General features: G+C 31.2%; 21 protein-coding genes. All 21 read left to right on the top strand.

Features of this window, described 5'->3' with window-relative positions:
- Nucleotides 1-26 precede the first annotated feature (26 nt).
- The 21 genes from FM121_RS03130 to FM121_RS03230 all read left to right on the top strand — a co-directional run bounded on the left by FM121_RS03130 (nt 27) and on the right by FM121_RS03230 (nt 19,233).
- The gene (locus tag FM121_RS03130; protein ID WP_086950693.1) at nt 27-851 is read left to right on the top strand and encodes a hypothetical protein; all 825 of its coding nucleotides are present in this window, start codon (nt 27-29) and stop codon (nt 849-851) included.
- The gene (locus FM121_RS03135) at nt 838-1,602 is read left to right on the top strand and encodes a hypothetical protein (protein WP_086950694.1); all 765 of its coding nucleotides are present in this window, start codon (nt 838-840) and stop codon (nt 1,600-1,602) included. Before FM121_RS03130 ends, FM121_RS03135 begins: the two co-directional genes overlap by 14 nt.
- Complete coding sequence (locus tag FM121_RS03140) at nt 1,595-2,221, top strand: ATP-binding cassette domain-containing protein (protein ID WP_086950695.1); 627 nt, start codon at nt 1,595-1,597, stop codon at nt 2,219-2,221. Before FM121_RS03135 ends, FM121_RS03140 begins: the two co-directional genes overlap by 8 nt.
- Nucleotides 2,214-2,816, top strand: a complete 603-nt coding sequence (locus FM121_RS03145) for a hypothetical protein (protein ID WP_086950696.1) — start codon at nt 2,214-2,216, stop codon at nt 2,814-2,816. The genes FM121_RS03140 and FM121_RS03145 overlap by 8 nt, the downstream gene beginning before the upstream one ends.
- Nucleotides 2,817-2,924: 108 nt before the next feature.
- Nucleotides 2,925-3,629: a response regulator transcription factor gene (locus tag FM121_RS03150; RefSeq protein WP_086950697.1), complete on the top strand. Its 705-nt coding sequence runs from the start codon at nt 2,925-2,927 to the stop codon at nt 3,627-3,629.
- Nucleotides 3,607-5,772: a sensor histidine kinase gene (locus FM121_RS03155; RefSeq protein WP_086950698.1), complete on the top strand. Its 2,166-nt coding sequence runs from the start codon at nt 3,607-3,609 to the stop codon at nt 5,770-5,772. Before FM121_RS03150 ends, FM121_RS03155 begins: the two co-directional genes overlap by 23 nt.
- A 153-nt stretch (nt 5,773-5,925) precedes the next feature.
- The gene (locus tag FM121_RS03160; protein ID WP_086950699.1) at nt 5,926-6,366 is read left to right on the top strand and encodes a LytTR family DNA-binding domain-containing protein; all 441 of its coding nucleotides are present in this window, start codon (nt 5,926-5,928) and stop codon (nt 6,364-6,366) included.
- Entirely contained in the window at nt 6,363-6,815 is a 453-nt protein-coding gene (locus FM121_RS03165) for a DUF3021 domain-containing protein (protein ID WP_086950700.1), read from the top strand. The genes FM121_RS03160 and FM121_RS03165 overlap by 4 nt, the downstream gene beginning before the upstream one ends.
- Nucleotides 6,816-6,823: 8 nt before the next feature.
- A complete protein-coding gene (locus FM121_RS03170) occupies nt 6,824-7,717 on the top strand; it encodes an ABC transporter ATP-binding protein (RefSeq protein ID WP_086950701.1) in 894 nt (297 codons plus the stop codon).
- Complete coding sequence (locus FM121_RS03175; protein ID WP_086950702.1) at nt 7,718-8,455, top strand: ABC transporter permease; 738 nt, start codon at nt 7,718-7,720, stop codon at nt 8,453-8,455. It begins immediately after the preceding gene.
- A gap of 182 nt (nt 8,456-8,637) precedes the next feature.
- On the top strand, nt 8,638-9,000 hold the full coding sequence (locus FM121_RS03180) for a DUF2620 domain-containing protein (RefSeq protein WP_086950703.1): 363 nt from the start codon (nt 8,638-8,640) through the stop codon (nt 8,998-9,000).
- 35 nt (nt 9,001-9,035) lie between these two features.
- Nucleotides 9,036-10,352, top strand: coding sequence for a YhfT family protein (locus FM121_RS03185; protein ID WP_086950704.1), 1,317 nt, complete (start codon nt 9,036-9,038; stop codon nt 10,350-10,352).
- A gap of 19 nt (nt 10,353-10,371) precedes the next feature.
- Nucleotides 10,372-11,253, top strand: coding sequence for a phosphotriesterase family protein (locus FM121_RS03190; protein WP_086950705.1), 882 nt, complete (start codon nt 10,372-10,374; stop codon nt 11,251-11,253).
- Between the two features lie 4 nt (nt 11,254-11,257).
- The gene (locus tag FM121_RS03195; protein ID WP_086950706.1) at nt 11,258-12,349 is read left to right on the top strand and encodes an aminotransferase class V-fold PLP-dependent enzyme; all 1,092 of its coding nucleotides are present in this window, start codon (nt 11,258-11,260) and stop codon (nt 12,347-12,349) included.
- Between the two features lie 16 nt (nt 12,350-12,365).
- The gene (yhfZ, locus tag FM121_RS03200) at nt 12,366-13,289 is read left to right on the top strand and encodes a GntR family transcriptional regulator YhfZ (protein ID WP_086950707.1); all 924 of its coding nucleotides are present in this window, start codon (nt 12,366-12,368) and stop codon (nt 13,287-13,289) included.
- Between the two features lie 11 nt (nt 13,290-13,300).
- Complete coding sequence (locus FM121_RS03205; RefSeq protein WP_086950708.1) at nt 13,301-13,651, top strand: PRD domain-containing protein; 351 nt, start codon at nt 13,301-13,303, stop codon at nt 13,649-13,651.
- Nucleotide 13,652: 1 nt separating this feature from the next.
- Complete coding sequence (locus tag FM121_RS03210) at nt 13,653-14,810, top strand: YhfX family PLP-dependent enzyme (protein WP_086950709.1); 1,158 nt, start codon at nt 13,653-13,655, stop codon at nt 14,808-14,810.
- Between the two features lie 4 nt (nt 14,811-14,814).
- Nucleotides 14,815-16,023: a phosphopentomutase gene (locus FM121_RS03215; protein WP_086950710.1), complete on the top strand. Its 1,209-nt coding sequence runs from the start codon at nt 14,815-14,817 to the stop codon at nt 16,021-16,023.
- A gap of 62 nt (nt 16,024-16,085) precedes the next feature.
- The gene (locus tag FM121_RS03220; protein WP_086950711.1) at nt 16,086-17,114 is read left to right on the top strand and encodes an amidase family protein; all 1,029 of its coding nucleotides are present in this window, start codon (nt 16,086-16,088) and stop codon (nt 17,112-17,114) included.
- A 75-nt stretch (nt 17,115-17,189) separates the two neighbouring features.
- Nucleotides 17,190-18,083: a Gfo/Idh/MocA family protein gene (locus tag FM121_RS03225; RefSeq protein ID WP_086950712.1), complete on the top strand. Its 894-nt coding sequence runs from the start codon at nt 17,190-17,192 to the stop codon at nt 18,081-18,083.
- 130 nt (nt 18,084-18,213) lie between these two features.
- Nucleotides 18,214-19,233, top strand: a complete 1,020-nt coding sequence (locus FM121_RS03230) for an LPXTG cell wall anchor domain-containing protein (RefSeq protein WP_086950713.1) — start codon at nt 18,214-18,216, stop codon at nt 19,231-19,233.
- Nucleotides 19,234-19,279: the final 46 nt, after the last annotated feature.

Here is a 19,279-nt window from a genome sequence, read left to right on the forward strand (position 1 = left end):
TCTTTTTATTAAAAAGGAGCCATCGTATGTATAAAAAAAGAGTAATTTTTAATTATAAGTGGTTATTAATTATTTCAATGATTGTTGCTGTTATTTATACAAGTTATGTTATTAATGTTATGTTACCATTTTGGAGTATTATAACAGGACCTGAAGAATATAACGTAGAGAAGAATTTCAGTTTAAGAAGTCATGCTATTGTTTCTGTACTACAGTGGAGTAGAATAAATAGTGAGTGTTATTTATTGCCATTATTGTTTCCTGTATGTATTACATTAGGTTTATTAAGTTTTAAGGAAGACTTACAAACTTATTTTATTTTTGGGAAAAATCGTTTTAATTCATATGGAAAAGAACTCTTAAAAACAATGTCACTTTATTCGATAATGATGTCACTGGTTTTTACATTTGGTCATTGTTTAATTTACGGCATTTTTTATATACTCACACCTGTCACAACAGATATTTCTTTAGAGTCAACGAGCTATTTATTTAATTTTATGGTACCAAGTGATTTATTTGAAGGTTATCCTATTTATTATTTTTTAACCACAGTTATATTAAATGATATACCCATTATTTTTGCTTATACATTATTCTTTTGTATGTCCACGGTGTATCTAAAAGATAATTTACTTTTATTTGCTATTTTTCCAACTGTTTTCTCTTTTATCCTACTATATGTAAGTAATAGTGTACACTTTGAATATGGTGATTTGACCGTTCCTTTTCTAGGTTATTATAGTAATATATTTGAAATATGGAAATATACAATGATTCCTTTATTTGGTTTTTTGATAGGTTTAACCATTCATTTGATGCGAGTAGGTGATAGTTATGATTATAAATAAAAGAAACTATCTTTTTTTCATTTTTTTATTCATTTTTATGTATGTTTTAACCCAAAATGTTCCAACTAATTTTTTTAGGGATTATGTTATTAATCAAAAAGATCAAGTTAATAGTTGGGATGCTCTTCGTTTGTTTTTGGGTTATCCTATGCCTACTGATATTCTAAATGAAAAATCATACTTCAATTTGTATGATCCGATTTTATTATTTACGCCACTTTTATTTCAATTAACGGGTATTTTTATTTCGAGTTATTTTGTGAAAATACCATTATCCTTCCATATATTCATAAAGAATAAAGTAGATAACAAAATGCAATACTATCTCTTTTTTTTAAAAAAATCTATGAAACTAAATTTAGGATATACGATACTTCTTTTTTTTCTAATGAAAATTAATATAGCAACATCCAAAATAATCTCTCCAATTAGTAGTTTTAATAATCTAGAAAGAGATTTTTCTTTTGTTTTGATATTGTATTGTGTTATGTATTTTTTTATGTGTTTCACATGTACTTTGATTATTTTCTTAGGCTACTTAAATAATAAGGCTGTTCTAGCTATGGCTGGTGTTAGTATCGGATTGATGATACTAAATATTTTAGACAAGACAGAGAATGCTATCAATTTTATTCTATTTGATGCAACATTTTATTTTTTTGATAGTTATCTTTTTTGGGGAATTATCTTATTTTTAGTTTTGTGGATTTTAATGAAAAAAAATTTAAAACAAGAGGTGTACAATGATTAAATTAGAAAAAGTAAATATTAGTATAAAAAACGATTGTATATTAAAAGATATTAATTTAAATTTAGATCATGGAAATTGTTATGGATTTATTGGAAGAAATGGGTCAGGTAAATCCATTTTATTCAAAGCAATTAGTGGCTTACTTAAAATTGAGTCTGGGATGATTAAAAATGATAAGTATGAAATAAATCCTAAAACACCGCTGAAAAATGTAGGTGTTATTATCGAGTCTCCTATGTTTATCGCTAATTTGTCAGGTTTTGATAATTTGAAATGTTTAGCTGAAATAAATAAAAAAATTTCAGATGAAGAGATTAGTGACTGTCTGAAAAAAGTAGGTTTAAAGGATGCGGGTAAGAAAAAATTTAAAAATTATAGTTTAGGAATGAAACAGCGCTTAAGAATTGCTCAAGCGATTATGGAAGACCCGGCTATTTATATTTTAGATGAACCATTTAATGGGTTGGATGAAATAGGTGTTCAAGATGTTTATCAGATTATTTTAGAATTAAAATCAAGAAATAAAATGATTTTATTAACAAGCCATGATGATCGAGATATTGAAAAACTGAGTGATTATATTTTTAAAATAGAAAATAGGAGTGTTCTAAATGTATAAAAAAATTATTATATTATTTCTACCTTTATTATTAACAAGCTGCGGGGTAAAAGAAAAAGTAAGGCAAGCTAATGAAACAGTTAAGAAAGAAGAAGCCAGTAATTTAAAAAATGAAGAGGTCAATCAAGAAAGGCTAGATGAAGAATCACAGGGATTAAAGAACCCAGAAAAATTAAATATTAATGTTGATGAGTATATTAATTTACAAAAAAAATTAGAAAAAATAACGGTAGAAAAAGAACTTGTGAAAAATATTGACATAGATAATTATGAAGAGTATCAATTAAATTATGGAAAAGGAACTATTTTGGAAAGGATTACAACTATTGAAAATGAAAAAAGTCCAATAGCTTATAATATAGAGGTTAAGAATAAAGATAAAAAATTTAATCAAGATATTACTAATGGAGATTTTGCTTTTGCTATGATAAGTAATATGTTAATAGATACAAAAATTACGGATAAACCACTCGAATTAATTACAAAAATAGATAAGAAAAAAGAAAATTTTTCAATTGACTTAGGAAATAATATCACGCTTTTATATTCAGAACAAAAAGATATTGATGGCTTTTTGTTGAATCTTAATTTCTAATAACTTTTATTTATAAACTAATAATCATAATTTTTTAAGAGTTTTACTAGGAGAGTTTTAAGAACTATAATCTATAGTAAGAGTGTATTAAGAAAAGCGGGTGAAGAGATGAATCAAAGTGAGACGGTTATTTTAGTGGTAGATGATGATAAGGAAATAAGAGAAGGAATTAGAATTTATCTAGAGTTGGAAGGGTATCAAGTGTTAGAAGCACCTGATGGTCAGATTGCCTTAGACATACTAGCTGAAAATTTAGTTCATTTAATTGTTCTAGATATTATGATGCCCAATTTAGATGGAATTATGACAACGCATAAAATAAGACAAGACAATAATGTTCCTATCTTAATGTTGAGTGCAAAAAATGAAGATTTGGATAAGATTAACGGACTTCAAGTTGGAGCAGATGATTATTTAACGAAACCATTTAGCCCGATGGAACTTTTAGCTCGTGTGAAGTCCATGTTAAGACGCTATTTTACTTTAGGAGAATTTGAAAAAGAATTAACTGGTGATGAAATTATTTTAAGTGATCTAAGATTAAATTTAAGTAATAAAATGATTTACGTTAATGAGCGTGAAATTCGTTTAACTAAAACTGAGTTTGAAATTGTTAAATTGTTAATGTCTCATCCGGGAAGAGTTTTTTCAACGGATAATATTTATGAAACTGTGTGGAATGAACCAAGTTTTAATTCTGATAATACGGTATCGGTTCACGTACGCAAAATTCGTGAAAAAATTGAGAATGATCCAAAGAAACCGAAATATCTAAAGGTGGTGTGGGGCATTGGCTACAAAATGGAAAAATAGCTTATTGCTTTTACTATCAGTCGGATTGTGCTTACTAGGTGGTTATATTACTTCAGTTTCTTATATGAGAAGTACTTGGGCAAATGGATTAAATACTTTTTTTAGTTCTGACTACATGAACGCGGCTTATACAGATCATTTATTGCAGGATGAATTTAATAATGATGAGGCTGTTATAACAGGAGAAACGATTGCTGCGTATCGAAATCGATATGGCTCATTAGATGAACAGGTTAAGGATATTAAAAAACAGTATCAATCTAAAATTGATGAAGCTAAAATCGATAAAGATACAAAGAAAATTAAGAGTTTAGAAGAAGAAAAAAACAAAAAAATAAAAGCAATTGTTGATAATTTTTCAGATGATACTATTATCAAAAATAAAATTAAAAACGAAGAAGAAGATTATTTTATAAAAGAGGAAGAGAGAACTCAAAAAGCAATTGATCCGCTTTTAAAAGAAATGAACGAAAATTTTGTGTATTACTATAAAGACAAATCTGGCGACATAGTCATTACAAATCTTTACGGACTAACTAAGTATTCTTCTAATAAAGAAATTGAAGATGCTCTAGATAAATCTGGTGTGGGAGATATTTCAGACAACGAAATGTATGCTAGTATTCAGCCCTTTATAACTAGTGAAGCAGATTCTATCGGTTTGTTTAGAGATAATAACCTACTAATGACTGGAAAGAGCATGGTCAAGAAGAATTCTCCCTATGAAAAAAGATGGTATACTCAAAAAAGAGACAAAGAACGATTTCAAAAATTATTATGGCTTGGAATAACTACAATAATTTTGGGTATTGTCTGCCTGTATTTTTATCTTAAAACAGCGATAGTTGAGAAAAGTTTACTTTCATTTATGAGGATAATCCCAATTGATGCTCGTGTCATTTTATTTTTAGTGAGTGGTTTTATTTCAGTCATATTGGTAGGAAGTAACTATCCGTATAATTATGGCTTAATGAATACTATTCAAAATTTCGCAGTTCCAGGATTACTGGCAGCGATAAGCTTATGTATCAGTTTCATGTCTTTAAAAGTTATTTGGTGGCAACTATCACCTAAACATAAAACGCAAACAGGAAAAGAGTTAGTAAAAGGAAGTTTGTGCTATCAGGTATTAACAGCGATTGGGCGTATTTTTGTTAAAAGTCCAATGGTGATAAAACTACTCTTTGTTCTATGTTTAATGGTTGTCCAATTACATCTAACTCTAATATTAGTAGGTAACTTTCCTTATCTTGGACAAATTAAATCACTGATAATCTTACTGTTTTTTGTAGTTGAAGCGTGGTTTTTATGGAAATATTCTAAATTTTTAAAAAAGCTTATCAAAAAACCAAGTGATATTTTAGTGAAACAAGGTCAAAAAGTAAACAATGAACTAACCTTAACAGAACTTTCCAGACAACTAGATGAGATTGATGAAATGATTCAATCATCAAAAAAAGATAGCCGTCAAAGTGAACAATTAAAAACAGAACTTTTAACGAATGTCAGTCATGATTTAAGAACCCCATTAACATCGATTATTACTTACGGCGAACTTCTTAATCAACCGAAAACAACGACTGATGATCAGAAAAAATATGTTAAAATTATTAATCAAAAAGCCAAACGGATGAAACATTTAATTGATGATTTATTTGAAGTAACTAAAATGAATAATGGTGAGATTGTTTTAGAAAAAAAAGAGGTTAATTTAAGCCAGTTGTTACAACAATCTGTTTCTGAATACAGCGAAGAATTAAAGGAACATGATTTAAAATTAGTATTTAATAAACCTGAAATGGATCTCTACTTAAAAATTGATGGAGAAAGAATGTGGCGTGTTTTTGATAATTTACTGGCTAACGTGATTAAGTATGCCATGCCAAATACACGAGTTTACTTAAAAATAGAAGAACAAGATAAGCACGCTCGTATTGAATTGAAAAATATTTCAGAATATGAATTAAATGAAAATGCCAATGATTTAGTTGAGAAGTTCAAACGTGGCGATAGTTCTCGTCATACAGAAGGTTCAGGTCTTGGATTAGCGATAGTTAATTCGATTGTGGCGTTACATAATGGACAGATGAACATTGATGTAGATGGTGACATGTTTAAGGTTATCATTCGAGTGCCTTTGTAATATAAATAGTTTGAGATTACGGTTGGAGCCGTAGTCTCTTTTTTTGTATTTATTTTTCATGTCCATCTATCAGCCAAAAAAGACCAATTATCATTTTTTTATGACAAGCATGGTTGAAACGTCTAAAATAAAAGTAAGTTAGGAGTTGATGGGATGAAGGTAACTTTTGAGATTGATTCAAAGTATGATGAAGCGTTGGTAAAAATTTATGCCAATAGTATGACAGATCAGATTAAATCTATTATTGATATCTGTTCAGAAGGAGACAGGCAATTTCCGCCTTTATTCGGCTTTAAAGGAGAACGGATTATTCCGATTAAAGAAGAAAAAATTATTCGCTTTTATTCATTGGATAAAAAAACTTATTGTGAATTAGAAGAGGAAACAGTCATTATTAAAGAGGCTTTATATAAGTTAGAAGAGCAATTTACTGAATTAATTAGAATATCCAATAGTGAAATTATCAATCCTGATTATATTAAAAATTTAGAATTATCCTTAACAGGAACAATCAAGGTTAATTTTAAAAATGGAACGTATAGTCATACTTCCAGAAGGTATATGAAAGAATTCAAAAGGAGGTTAGGATTATGAGTAAGATGATTAAGCATTTATTATCAGGAATTTTTTCAGGAGTTTTTATAGGATTAATGATTTCTTTTGTGATTTCATGGCGAGTGGGATTAGGTGAATATTTTCCGGGAACACCCATTTTTATGGCACAATTTGACACAGAATTAGAAGCTTTTGGTTGGAGTATAGCGCTTTGGAGTATTGTTGGAATGATGTTTTCAGTAGCTAATTTAATTTATGATAAGGATGATTGGTCGATTTTAAAGCAAATGTCCATTCATTTTATCAGCACGTATGTTGGATTATATACTTTAAATATCATGCTTAATTGGTTTGATTATACGTTCAAAGATTGGCTAAATTTTACAGTTATTTTTATAATAATTTATGCAATAATCGCGTTTGTTTCTATGATGCGAGTAAAATTGAGTTTAGATAAAATTAATGAGAAATTAAATAAAAAGGAGTGAGATACAACATGGAACAAGTAATGAGTTTAAAAAATGTGACAAAAAAATTTAAAGAAAAAGAAGTTTTAAAAGATATTTCTTTAACGATTAACCAAGGAGAGTGTGTGGCTTTACTTGGGAAGAATGGTGCGGGCAAGAGTACGTTGTTAAATCTTGTGTTGGATTTGTTTTATCCAACTTCTGGAGAAATAATATTACAGACTAAAAAAGAGGCGGTGGGCTTTCTTTCTCAGAAAACACGCTTCCCAGATGATGTAACGATTCAAGAAATGTTAGATTTTATTTCTAGTTTTTCAAATAATCCATTATCAAAAGAAGAGATAAAGCATATTTTAAATTTTGAAAAAACAAAATATAAACAGCTTATTCATACTTGTTCTGGTGGAGAACAGCGACTGTTTGATATGTGCTTAGCGATTATTAATCGACCTAAGTTTTTAATTGTGGATGAACCGACAGCAGGGATGGATACTTCTACAAGAAATCATTATTGGGATATTATGAAAGAGTTAAAAAACACAGGGACAACTATTTTATTTACTACGCACTATGTTGAGGAAGTTGATTATTGTGCTGATCGTGTTATTTTATTAGATAATGGTGTGATTAGAGCAGACAATACACCTTATCATTTGCGAACACTGAATAAGAAAAAAATAATTACAATCGAAAAAGAAAATTATTCGCTGTATGAAGAAAAATTAAAAGAAATAGAAAAAAACTATCAGATTAGATTGGCTAAAAAAGCAGATGTTGTCACATTAGAATTTCAAAATGAAGCCTCCAATCAAATTATTACCGAATTATTAGCAATGGGTTTATCTTTCGATAATGTAGAAGTGACTAACACATCCTTGCTTAATACAATTTTTGCTAATGAACTAGAAGAGGAGGTAAAGTAAATGAAAGCATTAATTAAGATCGAAGCCAAACGAATGACGAGAGATAAAACAACGTTTATTATGAGTATTGGGATGCCCATTTTTATGTATTTTATTTTTACATCTTTAATTCAAGTACCAAAAGACTATCAGGCAGTCTTTTACCGAGAATACCTAATATCTATGACGGCTTTTAGTTTATGTAGTTTTTCTTTATTTACATTCCCTTTTGATATTATCCAGGATCGTAAAAATGGCTGGAGTATGCGTTTAAAGCATGTTAATTTAAGTTCTTTTGAGATTTATTTTGTTAAAATGCTCAAAATGATTGTGATGTATATAGTAGCCATTACGTCTGTTTTTTTAGTAGGTGGTTACTTTAAAGGGGTAGAATTAACAGCAAAACAGTGGCTTGTTTCTGGCTTAGTCTTACTTTTAGGTGGTGTACTATTTTTAGGAATTGGTATTGTAATGAGTCTTTTTAAAGAAATCAAGACAGCATCAGTGTTCTCTAATATTTTATACTTAGGAATGGCTGCGTTAGGTGGCTTATGGATGCCAACAAGCCAGTTTCCTGAATGGATTCAACCTTATTCAAAAGCAATGCCGACTTATCAATTTAGAGAATTAGCAGTGGGTTACATTAACAATGGCCGGGTTCCAATAAATTCTATCATAATTTTGACAAGTTATAGTTTAGGTTTTATTTTATTAGCAGTAGTGATTAGTAATAAGATGAAACGTGATATGAGGGAGTAAGATAAGCACAATATGTTAAAGTGGAGGATGACTCTCTATTAAAGTCATTCTCTTTTACTTAGAAAATCTTATTTAAAAAGAAAAGGCTTGCATTTTATTTTTAGTCAAACTATAATGAACTCGTAATAACTATTACTTATCAAAGTACAAAAAAATGTATATTGAGAAAGGGGATTTTTTTAATGAAGAAAATAGTAATCGGTGGACAAATTGATAAAGACGAGGTAAAGAAAATTACAGAGGCTCATACAAATGGTCTGTTTGAAGTAGATGTAAAAAGTGATCTAGATGCAGCGATGGCGGTTAAAGCAGGACAAGCTGATTTTTATTTAGGTGCATGTAATACTGGCGGTGGTGGTGCTTTAGCAATGGCGCTTGCTTTATTAGGTCGTGAAAACTGCGTGACTGTTTCAATGCCGTCAAGTGTTATGAGCGAAGAAGAAATTAGAGAACAAGTTAAGAGTGGCAAAAAAGCCTTTGGTTTTACTGCGCAACATAAAGAAATTGTTATTCCAATTATTATGGATGAATTAGGGAAGTTATAATAATAATATTATAAAAAGGAAATGGTGGAAATAAAATGACATCAACAAAAATTATAGAATTAATTGCAATTGCAGCTTTAGGTGGGATGAGCTCAATTTTAGCAAATAAAGGTATCGCAGTATTTAATGATGGGTTACGACCGATTGTTCCAGAATTTTTAGAAAAAAAGATTAGTAAAAAAGAATTGGCCGCAACAAGTTTTGCTTTAAGTTTTGGTTTAGTTATCGGATTTGGTATTCCGGTTTCAATTGGTGCCTCAATTTTACTTGTTCATAGTATTTTATTGATGACAGATATTATTGGTTCATGGGCTCCTGAAGGTAAAAAAGGAATGGTTATCTCTGGTGTTATAGGCGCTTTATACGGTGTAGGACTAGTTTTAGGACTCCAAGCAGTGGTAGATTTATTTGCAATGATGCCAGTTAACTTTATTGATTCACTATCGAAAGTTGGAGCACCTGTAGTTATTTCATTTAGTATTTTTCCAGCTGTTGCGATTGCTAGTCAACATGGTTTTAAAAAAGGATCAATTTCTTTTGGGGCAACGTTATTAACATTATTCGTTGTGAAGCAATTTGGTACATTTAATCTTGCTGATGGTGCGACATTAACATTAAGTGCAGAAGGAATGTCTCTTTTAGTAGGAATGATCTTTATGATTTATTATGCTATCCAAGTAAAAGGTGATGGTAGTAATTCAAATGAAAGTTTAGTCAGTGTCTTTTTAGAACGTGTGAATCGCATTAAAAGAAATTGGATTTGGTTATCTGCAATGGGTGGTTTGGTTTCAGCTGCGACAAGTCTTTTATTAATTGCAGGTGACCCAATATCTTTAAACTTGTTATCTGAAGGTAAATTTAGTGAAGCTGGTTTAGCTGCTTTTGCCAGAGGAATTGGTTTTATTCCTTTAGTGTTTTCAACAGCAATTGTAACAGGTGTCTATAGCCCGGCAGGAACAACTTTTGTCTTTGTAGTAGGTATTTTATTAAAAGGTAACCCTTTAATGGCTTTTGTAGTGGGTGCTTTGGTAATGTTTATTGAGGTTCAACTATTAACAATTATGGCAAAAGCTTTAGATAAATTCCCTGGTATTAGAGAAATGGGAGAACATATTAGAACAGCTATGAATAAAGTTTTAGAAGTAGCTCTTTTAATTGGTGGTGCGATGGCATCAGAAGCAATTGCTCCTGGAATTGGTTATTTCTGGGTTATCGGTTTATTATTATTGAATAGAAAAGCGAAGAAACCAGTTGTTGATTTAGCAGTAGGACCTATTGCAGCTATTACATTAGGTATTATAGTAAATATTTTAAGTTTAATCGGTTTATTCACGCCTGTTGTGGCTGGATAAATAAAAGGAGATAAAGTTAATGGTATTAGAAAATGGCATAACGTATATGCATGAACATACAACAATTGATTTATCACGTTTAAAAAATATTGATGATACAAACTTAAATTGTTACGATGAAACTATTGAAGAATACAAAAAATTGTACGATAAAGGTGTTAGAAATATTGTAGATGTAACGAACATGGATATGCGAAGAAATCCACTTTATGTTCAGAGAGTGGCTAATGAGACTGGCATGAATATTGTTCAGGCTACTGGTTTTTATCAAGATAAATTTTTACCTGAATTTGTTACTCATTATTCTGTAGAACAATTAAGTGATTTTATGATAAAAGAAATTCGTGAAGGTATTGCCGAAACAAATATTAAAGCTCAAATTATTGGAGAAATTGGAACAAGTAAAGATGTTATGACAGATCGCGAAAGAAAAGTTTTCGAAGCATCGGTTATCGCTCAAAAAGCAACTGGAGTTCCAATAACAACGCACACAACACTAGGAACATATGGGCATGAACAAGTTGAGTTTTTTAAACAACATCAAGCAGATTTAAGCAAAGTTGTGATTGGGCATGTTGATTTAACAGGTGATATTGATTATATCTTACATATGCTAGATCAAGGTGTTTATGTTGAGTTTGATACAATAGGAAAAATAAATTATCAACCAGATATTTTGAGGGTTGAGATGTTAAAAGAAATTGAAAAAAGAGGATTTAGTGATAAGGTCTTTTTATCAATGGATATCACTAGAAAATCAAATATGGAATATATGGGTGGAATTGGTTATTCATACTTACTTGATACATTTGTTCCACTAGCCTTAGAAGAGGGTGTTTCGCAAAAATTTATGACGAAGATGTTAGAAGAAAACCCAATAACATTTATGAATAGAGGGTAACATGATGAAAACTTATCCGTTAACTAGCTTAACACTGAAAGAAGCGACTAACTTACAATTCAAACTAGTAGATTCAATTACTCGTTTTTTTCCAGGAAATGAAATTTTAACTCGAGGTGATTTAGGTGTTGTAAAAAATCTTAATCAACCTATGTTTACTAATAAAGTTGAACAAGTATTAGCAGATTTTTTTGAAGCAGAATCTGCTATGCTTGTTAGAGGCTCGGGGACCAATGCGATTCGATTAGCTCTTCATTCATCCGTAGGAACGGGTGGAATTTTATTAGTACATGATGCAGCGATTTATCCAACGACTAAAGTATCACTTGATATGTTAGGAATTAAAACGATAGCTGTTGATTTCAATCATTTAGAAGCTGTTAAAAATTTGATTGAAACTGAAAAAATAAATGGTATTTTAATCCAAGCAACCCGACAAAAAATTGATGATTCCTATGATTTAGAAGAATTAATTGAAACAATTAGAAAAATCAATGATACAATACCAATTGTTACAGATGATAACTACTCAGCGATGAAGACACGTGGTATCGGCACTCAATTTGGTGGTAATTTAGCCTGTTTCTCAACGTTTAAATTACTCGGTCCAGAAGGTGTTGGATGTATTATTGGTGATAGCCGATATATTAATAAATTAAAACAAGAAAACTACTCTGGTGGGGGACAAGTTCAAGGTCATGAAGCATTAGATGTTTTGAAAGGCATGATTTATGCGCCTGTTTCGTTAGCAATTTCTTCAGAAGTGAGTGAAGAATTATGTCAACGAATTAATGAAGGTGAAATTGAAGGATTAGAAAAGGCTTATGTTGTGAATGCACAATCAAAGGTTGTTGTCATTCAACTTAAAGATAAAAATGCCAAGCAAATTATTGAAACAGCAACCAAACTAGGTGCATTACCACATCCAGTAGGTGCTGAATCTCAATATGAATTTTCCCCTCTTGTGTACCGTGTTTCTGGGACATTTAGAGCAACTAATCCTGAAGCAGAAGACACCATGATTCGAATTAATCCGAATCGTTCTGGAGTAGAAACGATTATTAGAATTTTAAAAGAAGCAATGAGCTTAATATAGAAAAGAGGCGTTTGGATTGAGCAATAAATTCTTAACAAAAAAAGGCGTTATTATTAATTTTTTAGCATCGGACTTACTACAATTAAAAAAAGGTGACAAGATGCCAAGTATATCAGAGTACCAATTAGCTTATGACGTGGCTCGTGGAACGGTACAAAACGCACTAAATTATTTGAAAACAGAGGGTGCGATTGTTGTTAAGAGTCATGGTCATTTAGGCACTTTTATTGAAGAAATTAATTACGCTATTTTACAAGAATATGCTCTTTCTGAAGCTATCTTAGGAACAATGACCTTACCTTATTCTAGATTGTATGAAGGTCTAGCAACGGGGATTTATGAAGAATTTAAGGAATATAATATTAAATTAAATTTAGCTTATATCAGAGGCTCAAAAGAGAGAATACGTTCTATCTCAATGAAAACTTACCGCTTTGCTGTCGTATCGAAATTTGCAGCAGAAAGAGCCATCAAACAAGGTGATTCTTTAGAAATCGTCGTTGATTTTGGAGAAAAAACCTATTTAAGTGAACATGTTCTTCTTTTTTCAAATATTGATAAAAATGAAATTGAAAATGGAATGCGTGTGGCGATTGATTATAGTTCCCTTGATCAACAAATGCTAACAAAAGAGAGTATTAAAGATAAAGAAGTTAAGTTGATTGAGATGCCAGGTCATCAGATTATTCACTCGTTAAAAGAAGGACAAATTGATGCTGGTATTTGGAATTTTGATGAGATTAGAGACAAGAATCATGATGATCTAAATTACGTAACATTAGCTAATAAAGAACTAGGTCAATCAATGGGGACTTCTGTTATTGTATGCCATAAAGAAGACAGCTCTATGCAGGCCTTTTTCACAAAAAGTTTTAATCGAGAACGTGTTTTATCTGTTCAGTCACAAGTTAAGGCGGGAAAATTGATTCCTAAATATTAAAGGAGAAAAACATGATTAAAGAAAAATTAGAAATATTAGTCACTTCAGAAATAATTGATGAAGAAACGCAACATTACATTTTAAAAGTATTAGAATACCTTCTGGAAAAGAAAATCATTCAAGAAGTATCTGAGGCAGATGTTTTTTTAACACACTTAGCGATGGCTGATACAAGACGTAAAAAGCAAGAAACAGTAGCTAGTTTAGATGATTTTATTTTAACTGAAATTAATGCAGATCCTAAGTATTTACATTCAAAAGAATTGTGGCAAGATCTACAAAATATGGCGGAGAAACAATTCGAAGATGCGGAGTTAGATTATTTTTATCTACACATCATTAATTTATTGAAGGAGGACTAATATGTTTTTAGAAGTAACAAAACGTAGAAATCCTCAGTTAGTTGAAGCTGCTATAAAATTACATCAAGAAGGATCTATTCTTCCAGATACGTATATATTAGATTTGGATAGAATTGAAAAAAATGCAAAATATTTAAAAAGACAAGCGGATGAATCTGGTATTGAATTATTCTACATGACCAAACAAATTGGCAGAAATCCGTTAGTTTCTCAAGCGATTAAGAATGCGGGAATTGAAAATGCAGTCGTGGTTGACTATAAAGAAGCACTCATTATGATGGAACATAACTTACCTATCGGAAATGTGGGGCATCTTGTACAAGTACCAACCCGTCTTTTAGAAAAAATAGTAGCCTATGGACCAAAATTTATGACGGTATTTTCAATAGAAATGCTAGAAAAAATCAACGATTCAGCTCAAAAATTAGGAAAAAAACAAAAAATATTATTAAAAGTAATAGAGCCAACAGATGAAGTATATGAAGGACAGTTTGGTGGTTTTCATTTATCAGAGCTTAGAGAATTGGCGTTAGTGACTAAAAAAATGAAGAATATCGAAATTTCAGGTATTACGTCTTTTCCATGTTTTTTATATGATGGAGAAAGCCAGTTAAATCCAACTAATAATGTAAAAACGATTGAAAAAGCAACAGAAATTTTAAAAGAATCAGGTATAAATATTACAGAATTGAATATTCCTTCGGCAACATGCGGTAAAACGATTCCTTTTATTCAACAAATAGGAGGCACACAAGGCGAGCCAGGTCATGCTTTAACAGGCACAACGCCATTGCATGCTAAATTAGATTTAGAAGAGCTACCGAGCATGATTTATGTAAGTGAAATTTCTCATAACTTAGATGGGAAAGCTTACCTTTATGGTGGTGGTTATTATCGTCGGGGGCACTTTGATAATGCTCTAATTATAGAAGAAAACGGACAACAAGAAACAGATCAAGTTGAGTCATTTGGCAATGAAAGTATCGACTATTACCTTAGTACTAAAAAAAGCCATCCAGTGGGATCTACTGTGCTAGCTGCTTTTAGAACGCAAATATTTGTAACTAGAAGTGATGTTGCTGTTGTTTCAGGTATTAGCCAAGGAAAACCTAAAGTTGAAGGTCTATACAATAGTCTGGGAAATTTAATTAGAAGGTGATAAAATGAGTAAATTTGTTGTGATTGTTTTAGATAGTTTTGGCGTGGGTGCAATGGATGATGTATCTGTTGTCAGACCACGAGATGTAGGAAGTAGTACAGCTGGACATATTATAAAATCAAATCCTGAAATCAATATCTCAACACTTGAAAAATTAGGATTAATGAATGCACTAGGTTATGAAATCGGAAACCACAAAATGTCAGAAAGAGCAGTTTTTGGAACAGCCAACTTAACCCATCAGGGAGCAGATTCTTTTTTAGGTCATCAAGAAATTATGGGAACAACACCTAAAGATCCTTTGATCCAACCCTTTAATCAAAAAATAGCAGAAGTTGAAGCTAATCTTTTGAAAAATGGTTATCATGTTCGTCGAGTAGGAGAAGTTGGGACGCAAATTTTAGTGGTTAATGAGTACGCAACGGTAGGAGATAATTTGGAAACAGATTATGGTCAAGTTTACAATGTATCTGCTTGTTTGGACTTAATCAGTTTTGAAGAATTGAAAGACTTAGGTCATGTGGTTCGCGAAGTCGTTCAAGTTTCTCGAGTGATTACTTTTGGCGGTGAACAAATAACCTTAACTGATTTATTAAATGCAAGAAAAACCAAAAATGATGAAATTGCTGGTGTGGATGCACCAGAATCTGGTGTGTATAATCATGGTTATCAAGTCGTTCATTTAGGATATGGTATTGATAAAAAAGTACAAACACCAACTATTTTAGATGAAGCTGGTATAACAGTCTCATTTTTAGGTAAAATAGCAGACATCATCCAAACAAATAGTTTACGTTTATTTCCTGGAGTAGATTCAAATTATTTATTTGATTGCTTGATTCAAGAAGTTCAAGAAATTGAACATGGTTTTATAGCGTTAAATATCCAAGAAACTGATTTAGCTGGTCATGCAGAAGATGTCATGAAATACTCAGATCGATTAGAATTAAGTGACCTAAGAATAGCTGAGTTATTACCGATGTTAACTAAAGGAGATATTTTAGTCGTGATGGCTGATCATGGGAACGATCCAACTATTGGTCACAGTAATCATACAAGAGAGAAAGTTCCATTACTAATTTATAGTCCGGAAATTGATTCCGTTGAAATTGGAGAAAGAGCTACAATGGCAGATGTAGGGGCAACAGTCTCAGATTTCTTTAATGTGAAACCTCCTCAGCATGGCACATCATTTTTAAGTAAAATTAAATAATATTCGTATAAACAAGACGGAGGCTGACATTTAAGTCAGTCTCCTTTTTTAGGAGGATTAATATGATAAATAATAGAGTTCAAAATTATGCTAAAAAAACATTTTTAGCAATGGATAATCGACACAAATCAGTTAAGAAAGTTTTTCCTAATTGTATTGACAATATATCTGAAAAAACAGGCTTTTTTATGGGAACAAAAGAAGTGTCTACCATTTCTGGAGAATTTATTAGTGAATTAGAAACATTAGGCTATCAACATCACACGGTAGATAAAGCTAGCCATTCAGGAAGAGCGATTGATTTGGATTTGATTAATCCTTTAACAGGAGGTTACATGACAGGTTCTTCAAGTGGCACAGCTTTGAATGTTTTCTTAGGAATTAATGATTTAGGTATTGGAACGGATGGTGGCGGATCTGTTTTAGCTCCAGCTATTAGTTTGAATTTATATGGACTGATTCATCCACAATTAGGGAAATCAGAGTTAAATCAAGTAAGTCAGAAAGTATCGACAGATGGTATCGCTTTTACGCCATCTTTAGGTTTGATTACAAGGGAATTAAGTCATATAGAAGCAGTTATGCAGCATTTTTTCCTAGTGAGTGAGGAAAACGATGATATCATTACTATTATTTTAGATGAGACAATCGATGCTGAAAAAGAAATAATTACTCATCAGAAAATAGAGATCACAAAGAAAAATCTAGAAGGAAAAAATATTAAATCTAGAGAAGAATTAATCCTTGATTTAAATCAGTTGTTAAATCAAGCTGATATCGTGATTTCAAAGGAAGGGCCAGTTGATTTTTCTGGGTTTGGTGATACAATTTTTGGTCATTTTACTGATGCAACGAAAGAGAATCAGAATGCAGCTAATAAGGGATTTATTAGAGTAGCGAATATGGTAGGCGCTATTTCTTTAGTTATTCCAACTGGAAATCTAAGTGAAGGGTATGTGTTAATGGCTAAAAATGCGCCAACAGCGATTTATAATTTATTTACTACTGCCAAATGCCTAATTAAAGAAGAGGACGCTTTGGTTGATAATTATTTTAGAGATTTGTCTAAATATTTTGATATGGGTATTTGAAAAATCGTGAGAGTCACCTCTAGTGATGTTATATTAGTTAATAGGATTTAAATTAAAATTAAGGAGCTATTCACTATGAAAATCGGTGTTCTGGGTTTAGGTAATATTTTTCAAAAAGCCTATCTACCTACCTTAGGAGAAAATAGACAGGCACATAGCTATTATTTCACAAGTAAAAATGAAGAAACTAAAAAATTGTTAAAAAGTAATTACGGTTTTACCAACTTTGCTGAGACTTTAGATGAGCTACTAGAAGAAGGTATCGAAGCGTGCCTGATTCATTCTGCCACTGTAGCTCACTATGAATTAGCAAAAAAGTGTTTAAATGCAGGTGTTCATGTACTGATGGATAAGCCTCTTAGTGAAGAGTATGAAGAGACGAAAGAATTAATAGAATTAGCTGAAGAAAAAAACTTAACACTGATGATTGGGTTTAATCGACGTTTCACTCCAACTGTAAATCAATTAAAAGCATTGCCAAATAAACGAGTTATTTACTTAGAAAAAAATCGAACGATTGCTGAATACGATACTAAATTTGCAGTGTATGATTTATTTCTACATTTAGTAGATACAGCCGTCTATTTATTAGATAGTTCTGATATTAAAATTATTTCTTCGCATATTGAAGAAACGAAAATTTTAGAGTATATGACAGTTATATTACAGGCTGGTCAAACAACAGCTATCTTAACAATGGATATGAAAAGTGGTGCGAATACAGAAATGTATCGTGTCACAAGTGATCAAGGTATTATGACGGTAGCTAATTTATCTGAAATAAGCCATCAAAAGGGAACTGAAATAACTAAGGATTTAATATCTGATTGGGAGAAAACATTAGTTACAAGAGGGTTTGAACCGATGTTGAAAGCGTTTCTTGAACATTTAGAAGGTAATAACGAAGTTGGGGTGCGTCAAAAAAATGTACTACTAAGTCATAAAATTTGTGATGGTCTATTAAATTAGACAAAGTGTATTAGGTGGAAAGATTGGAGATCTTATCTTCAATCTTTTTATTTTTATTTCTAAAGTAATTGTTTCGTAATATAATTGTGACATAAAGAAATAAAAGAAATAAAAACAGGAGGAAAAGAAAATGAAAAATAAGTTAATGTTGGTATGCGGGTTGGTTATTGTAGGGAGTGCCCCATTGTTGGTATATGGAGCTGAAGAGCAAGGCACAAAAGCAACTGTTGAAGAAGTTAAAAAAGAAGAATTGAAAGAAACAACCTCTGAAACTAAAGAAGAACTAAAAACAACAGAATCATCTGTGACAAAAGAAGAAGTAAAAAAAGAAGAAACTAAAAAGGAAGAAACTAAGCCGGCTGCGATGATACTACCAAAAGAATTGCAAGGTAAATGGGTGGCATATAATGAAGGTCAAAAACTAGATTTAACAATTTCAGGAGATATGTATGTTGATGGTAAAGCAACAGAATATAATGTAGTATCGTATACTCTAAAAGATGGTTTCTATACAGTTGCTTGGGATGTTGATGCTTTTGCTGAAAAGTATGGAAAAGAGGCTCTAGGAAACCCGCAACCATTTATTTTTAGTTATGACGCTAATAAAGATATCATCACAACAAGTGGCGGACTCGAATACACAAGAAACGATAAAGATACTAACGAAGAATATTATGATAAATATGTAAAAAATCAAGATTTACCAGGATTCTTACAAGACAAATGGATCGCTACTGTTGAGGGTCAAAAAATTGAGTGGACAATAGGAGCTCGTAATTTAAATGTAAATGGCGTATTAGATTATAAGATTGATGCTTACGGTATTAAGGGTACCCAATATTCATTGCTGTGGGATGTGGATGATTATATCAACCGTTACGGAAAACCAGGTAACTTCAACCCACAACCAATTATGTTTGATTATAACGAAAAAGATGATACTTTAGTTTCAGGAGATGCAGTATTCGCTCGTGCCAGCAAAAATGTAAAAGATGAAGGTGCAAAAGTTGCTAAAAAAGAAGAACCTAAATCAATTAATAAAACGGGAGTTCTTCCACAGACAGGAGAAAAAATAACTTTAGCTTTAAGTATTGCAGGTGGTGTCATTGCTACTATAGGAAGTATTATCTTAATTAAAAAAAATAAATAGACAATAAAAAACGTTACGAACAGAAATGACTTGTTAACTTTCCGTT

This window comes from Vagococcus fluvialis bH819 (genome assembly GCF_900163795.1).
GTDB lineage: Bacteria > Bacillota > Bacilli > Lactobacillales > Vagococcaceae > Vagococcus > Vagococcus fluvialis_A.

What these genes read in the sequence shown, in the direction of transcription:
- FM121_RS03130 (WP_086950693.1), top strand. Translation starts at nt 27, where the DNA reads ATGTATAAAAAAAGAGTAATTTTTAATTATAAGTGGTTATTAATTATT.
- FM121_RS03135 (WP_086950694.1), top strand. Translation starts at nt 838, where the DNA reads ATGATTATAAATAAAAGAAACTATCTTTTTTTCATTTTTTTATTCATT.
- FM121_RS03140 (WP_086950695.1), top strand. Translation starts at nt 1,595, where the DNA reads ATGATTAAATTAGAAAAAGTAAATATTAGTATAAAAAACGATTGTATA.
- FM121_RS03145 (WP_086950696.1), top strand. Translation starts at nt 2,214, where the DNA reads ATGTATAAAAAAATTATTATATTATTTCTACCTTTATTATTAACAAGC.
- FM121_RS03150 (WP_086950697.1), top strand. Translation starts at nt 2,925, where the DNA reads ATGAATCAAAGTGAGACGGTTATTTTAGTGGTAGATGATGATAAGGAA.
- FM121_RS03160 (WP_086950699.1), top strand. Translation starts at nt 5,926, where the DNA reads ATGAAGGTAACTTTTGAGATTGATTCAAAGTATGATGAAGCGTTGGTA.
- FM121_RS03165 (WP_086950700.1), top strand. Translation starts at nt 6,363, where the DNA reads ATGAGTAAGATGATTAAGCATTTATTATCAGGAATTTTTTCAGGAGTT.
- FM121_RS03170 (WP_086950701.1), top strand. Translation starts at nt 6,824, where the DNA reads ATGGAACAAGTAATGAGTTTAAAAAATGTGACAAAAAAATTTAAAGAA.
- FM121_RS03175 (WP_086950702.1), top strand. Translation starts at nt 7,718, where the DNA reads ATGAAAGCATTAATTAAGATCGAAGCCAAACGAATGACGAGAGATAAA.
- FM121_RS03180 (WP_086950703.1), top strand. Translation starts at nt 8,638, where the DNA reads ATGAAGAAAATAGTAATCGGTGGACAAATTGATAAAGACGAGGTAAAG.
- FM121_RS03185 (WP_086950704.1), top strand. Translation starts at nt 9,036, where the DNA reads ATGACATCAACAAAAATTATAGAATTAATTGCAATTGCAGCTTTAGGT.
- FM121_RS03190 (WP_086950705.1), top strand. Translation starts at nt 10,372, where the DNA reads ATGGTATTAGAAAATGGCATAACGTATATGCATGAACATACAACAATT.
- FM121_RS03195 (WP_086950706.1), top strand. Translation starts at nt 11,258, where the DNA reads ATGAAAACTTATCCGTTAACTAGCTTAACACTGAAAGAAGCGACTAAC.
- FM121_RS03205 (WP_086950708.1), top strand. Translation starts at nt 13,301, where the DNA reads ATGATTAAAGAAAAATTAGAAATATTAGTCACTTCAGAAATAATTGAT.
- FM121_RS03210 (WP_086950709.1), top strand. Translation starts at nt 13,653, where the DNA reads ATGTTTTTAGAAGTAACAAAACGTAGAAATCCTCAGTTAGTTGAAGCT.
- FM121_RS03215 (WP_086950710.1), top strand. Translation starts at nt 14,815, where the DNA reads ATGAGTAAATTTGTTGTGATTGTTTTAGATAGTTTTGGCGTGGGTGCA.
- FM121_RS03220 (WP_086950711.1), top strand. Translation starts at nt 16,086, where the DNA reads ATGATAAATAATAGAGTTCAAAATTATGCTAAAAAAACATTTTTAGCA.
- FM121_RS03225 (WP_086950712.1), top strand. Translation starts at nt 17,190, where the DNA reads ATGAAAATCGGTGTTCTGGGTTTAGGTAATATTTTTCAAAAAGCCTAT.
- FM121_RS03230 (WP_086950713.1), top strand. Translation starts at nt 18,214, where the DNA reads ATGAAAAATAAGTTAATGTTGGTATGCGGGTTGGTTATTGTAGGGAGT.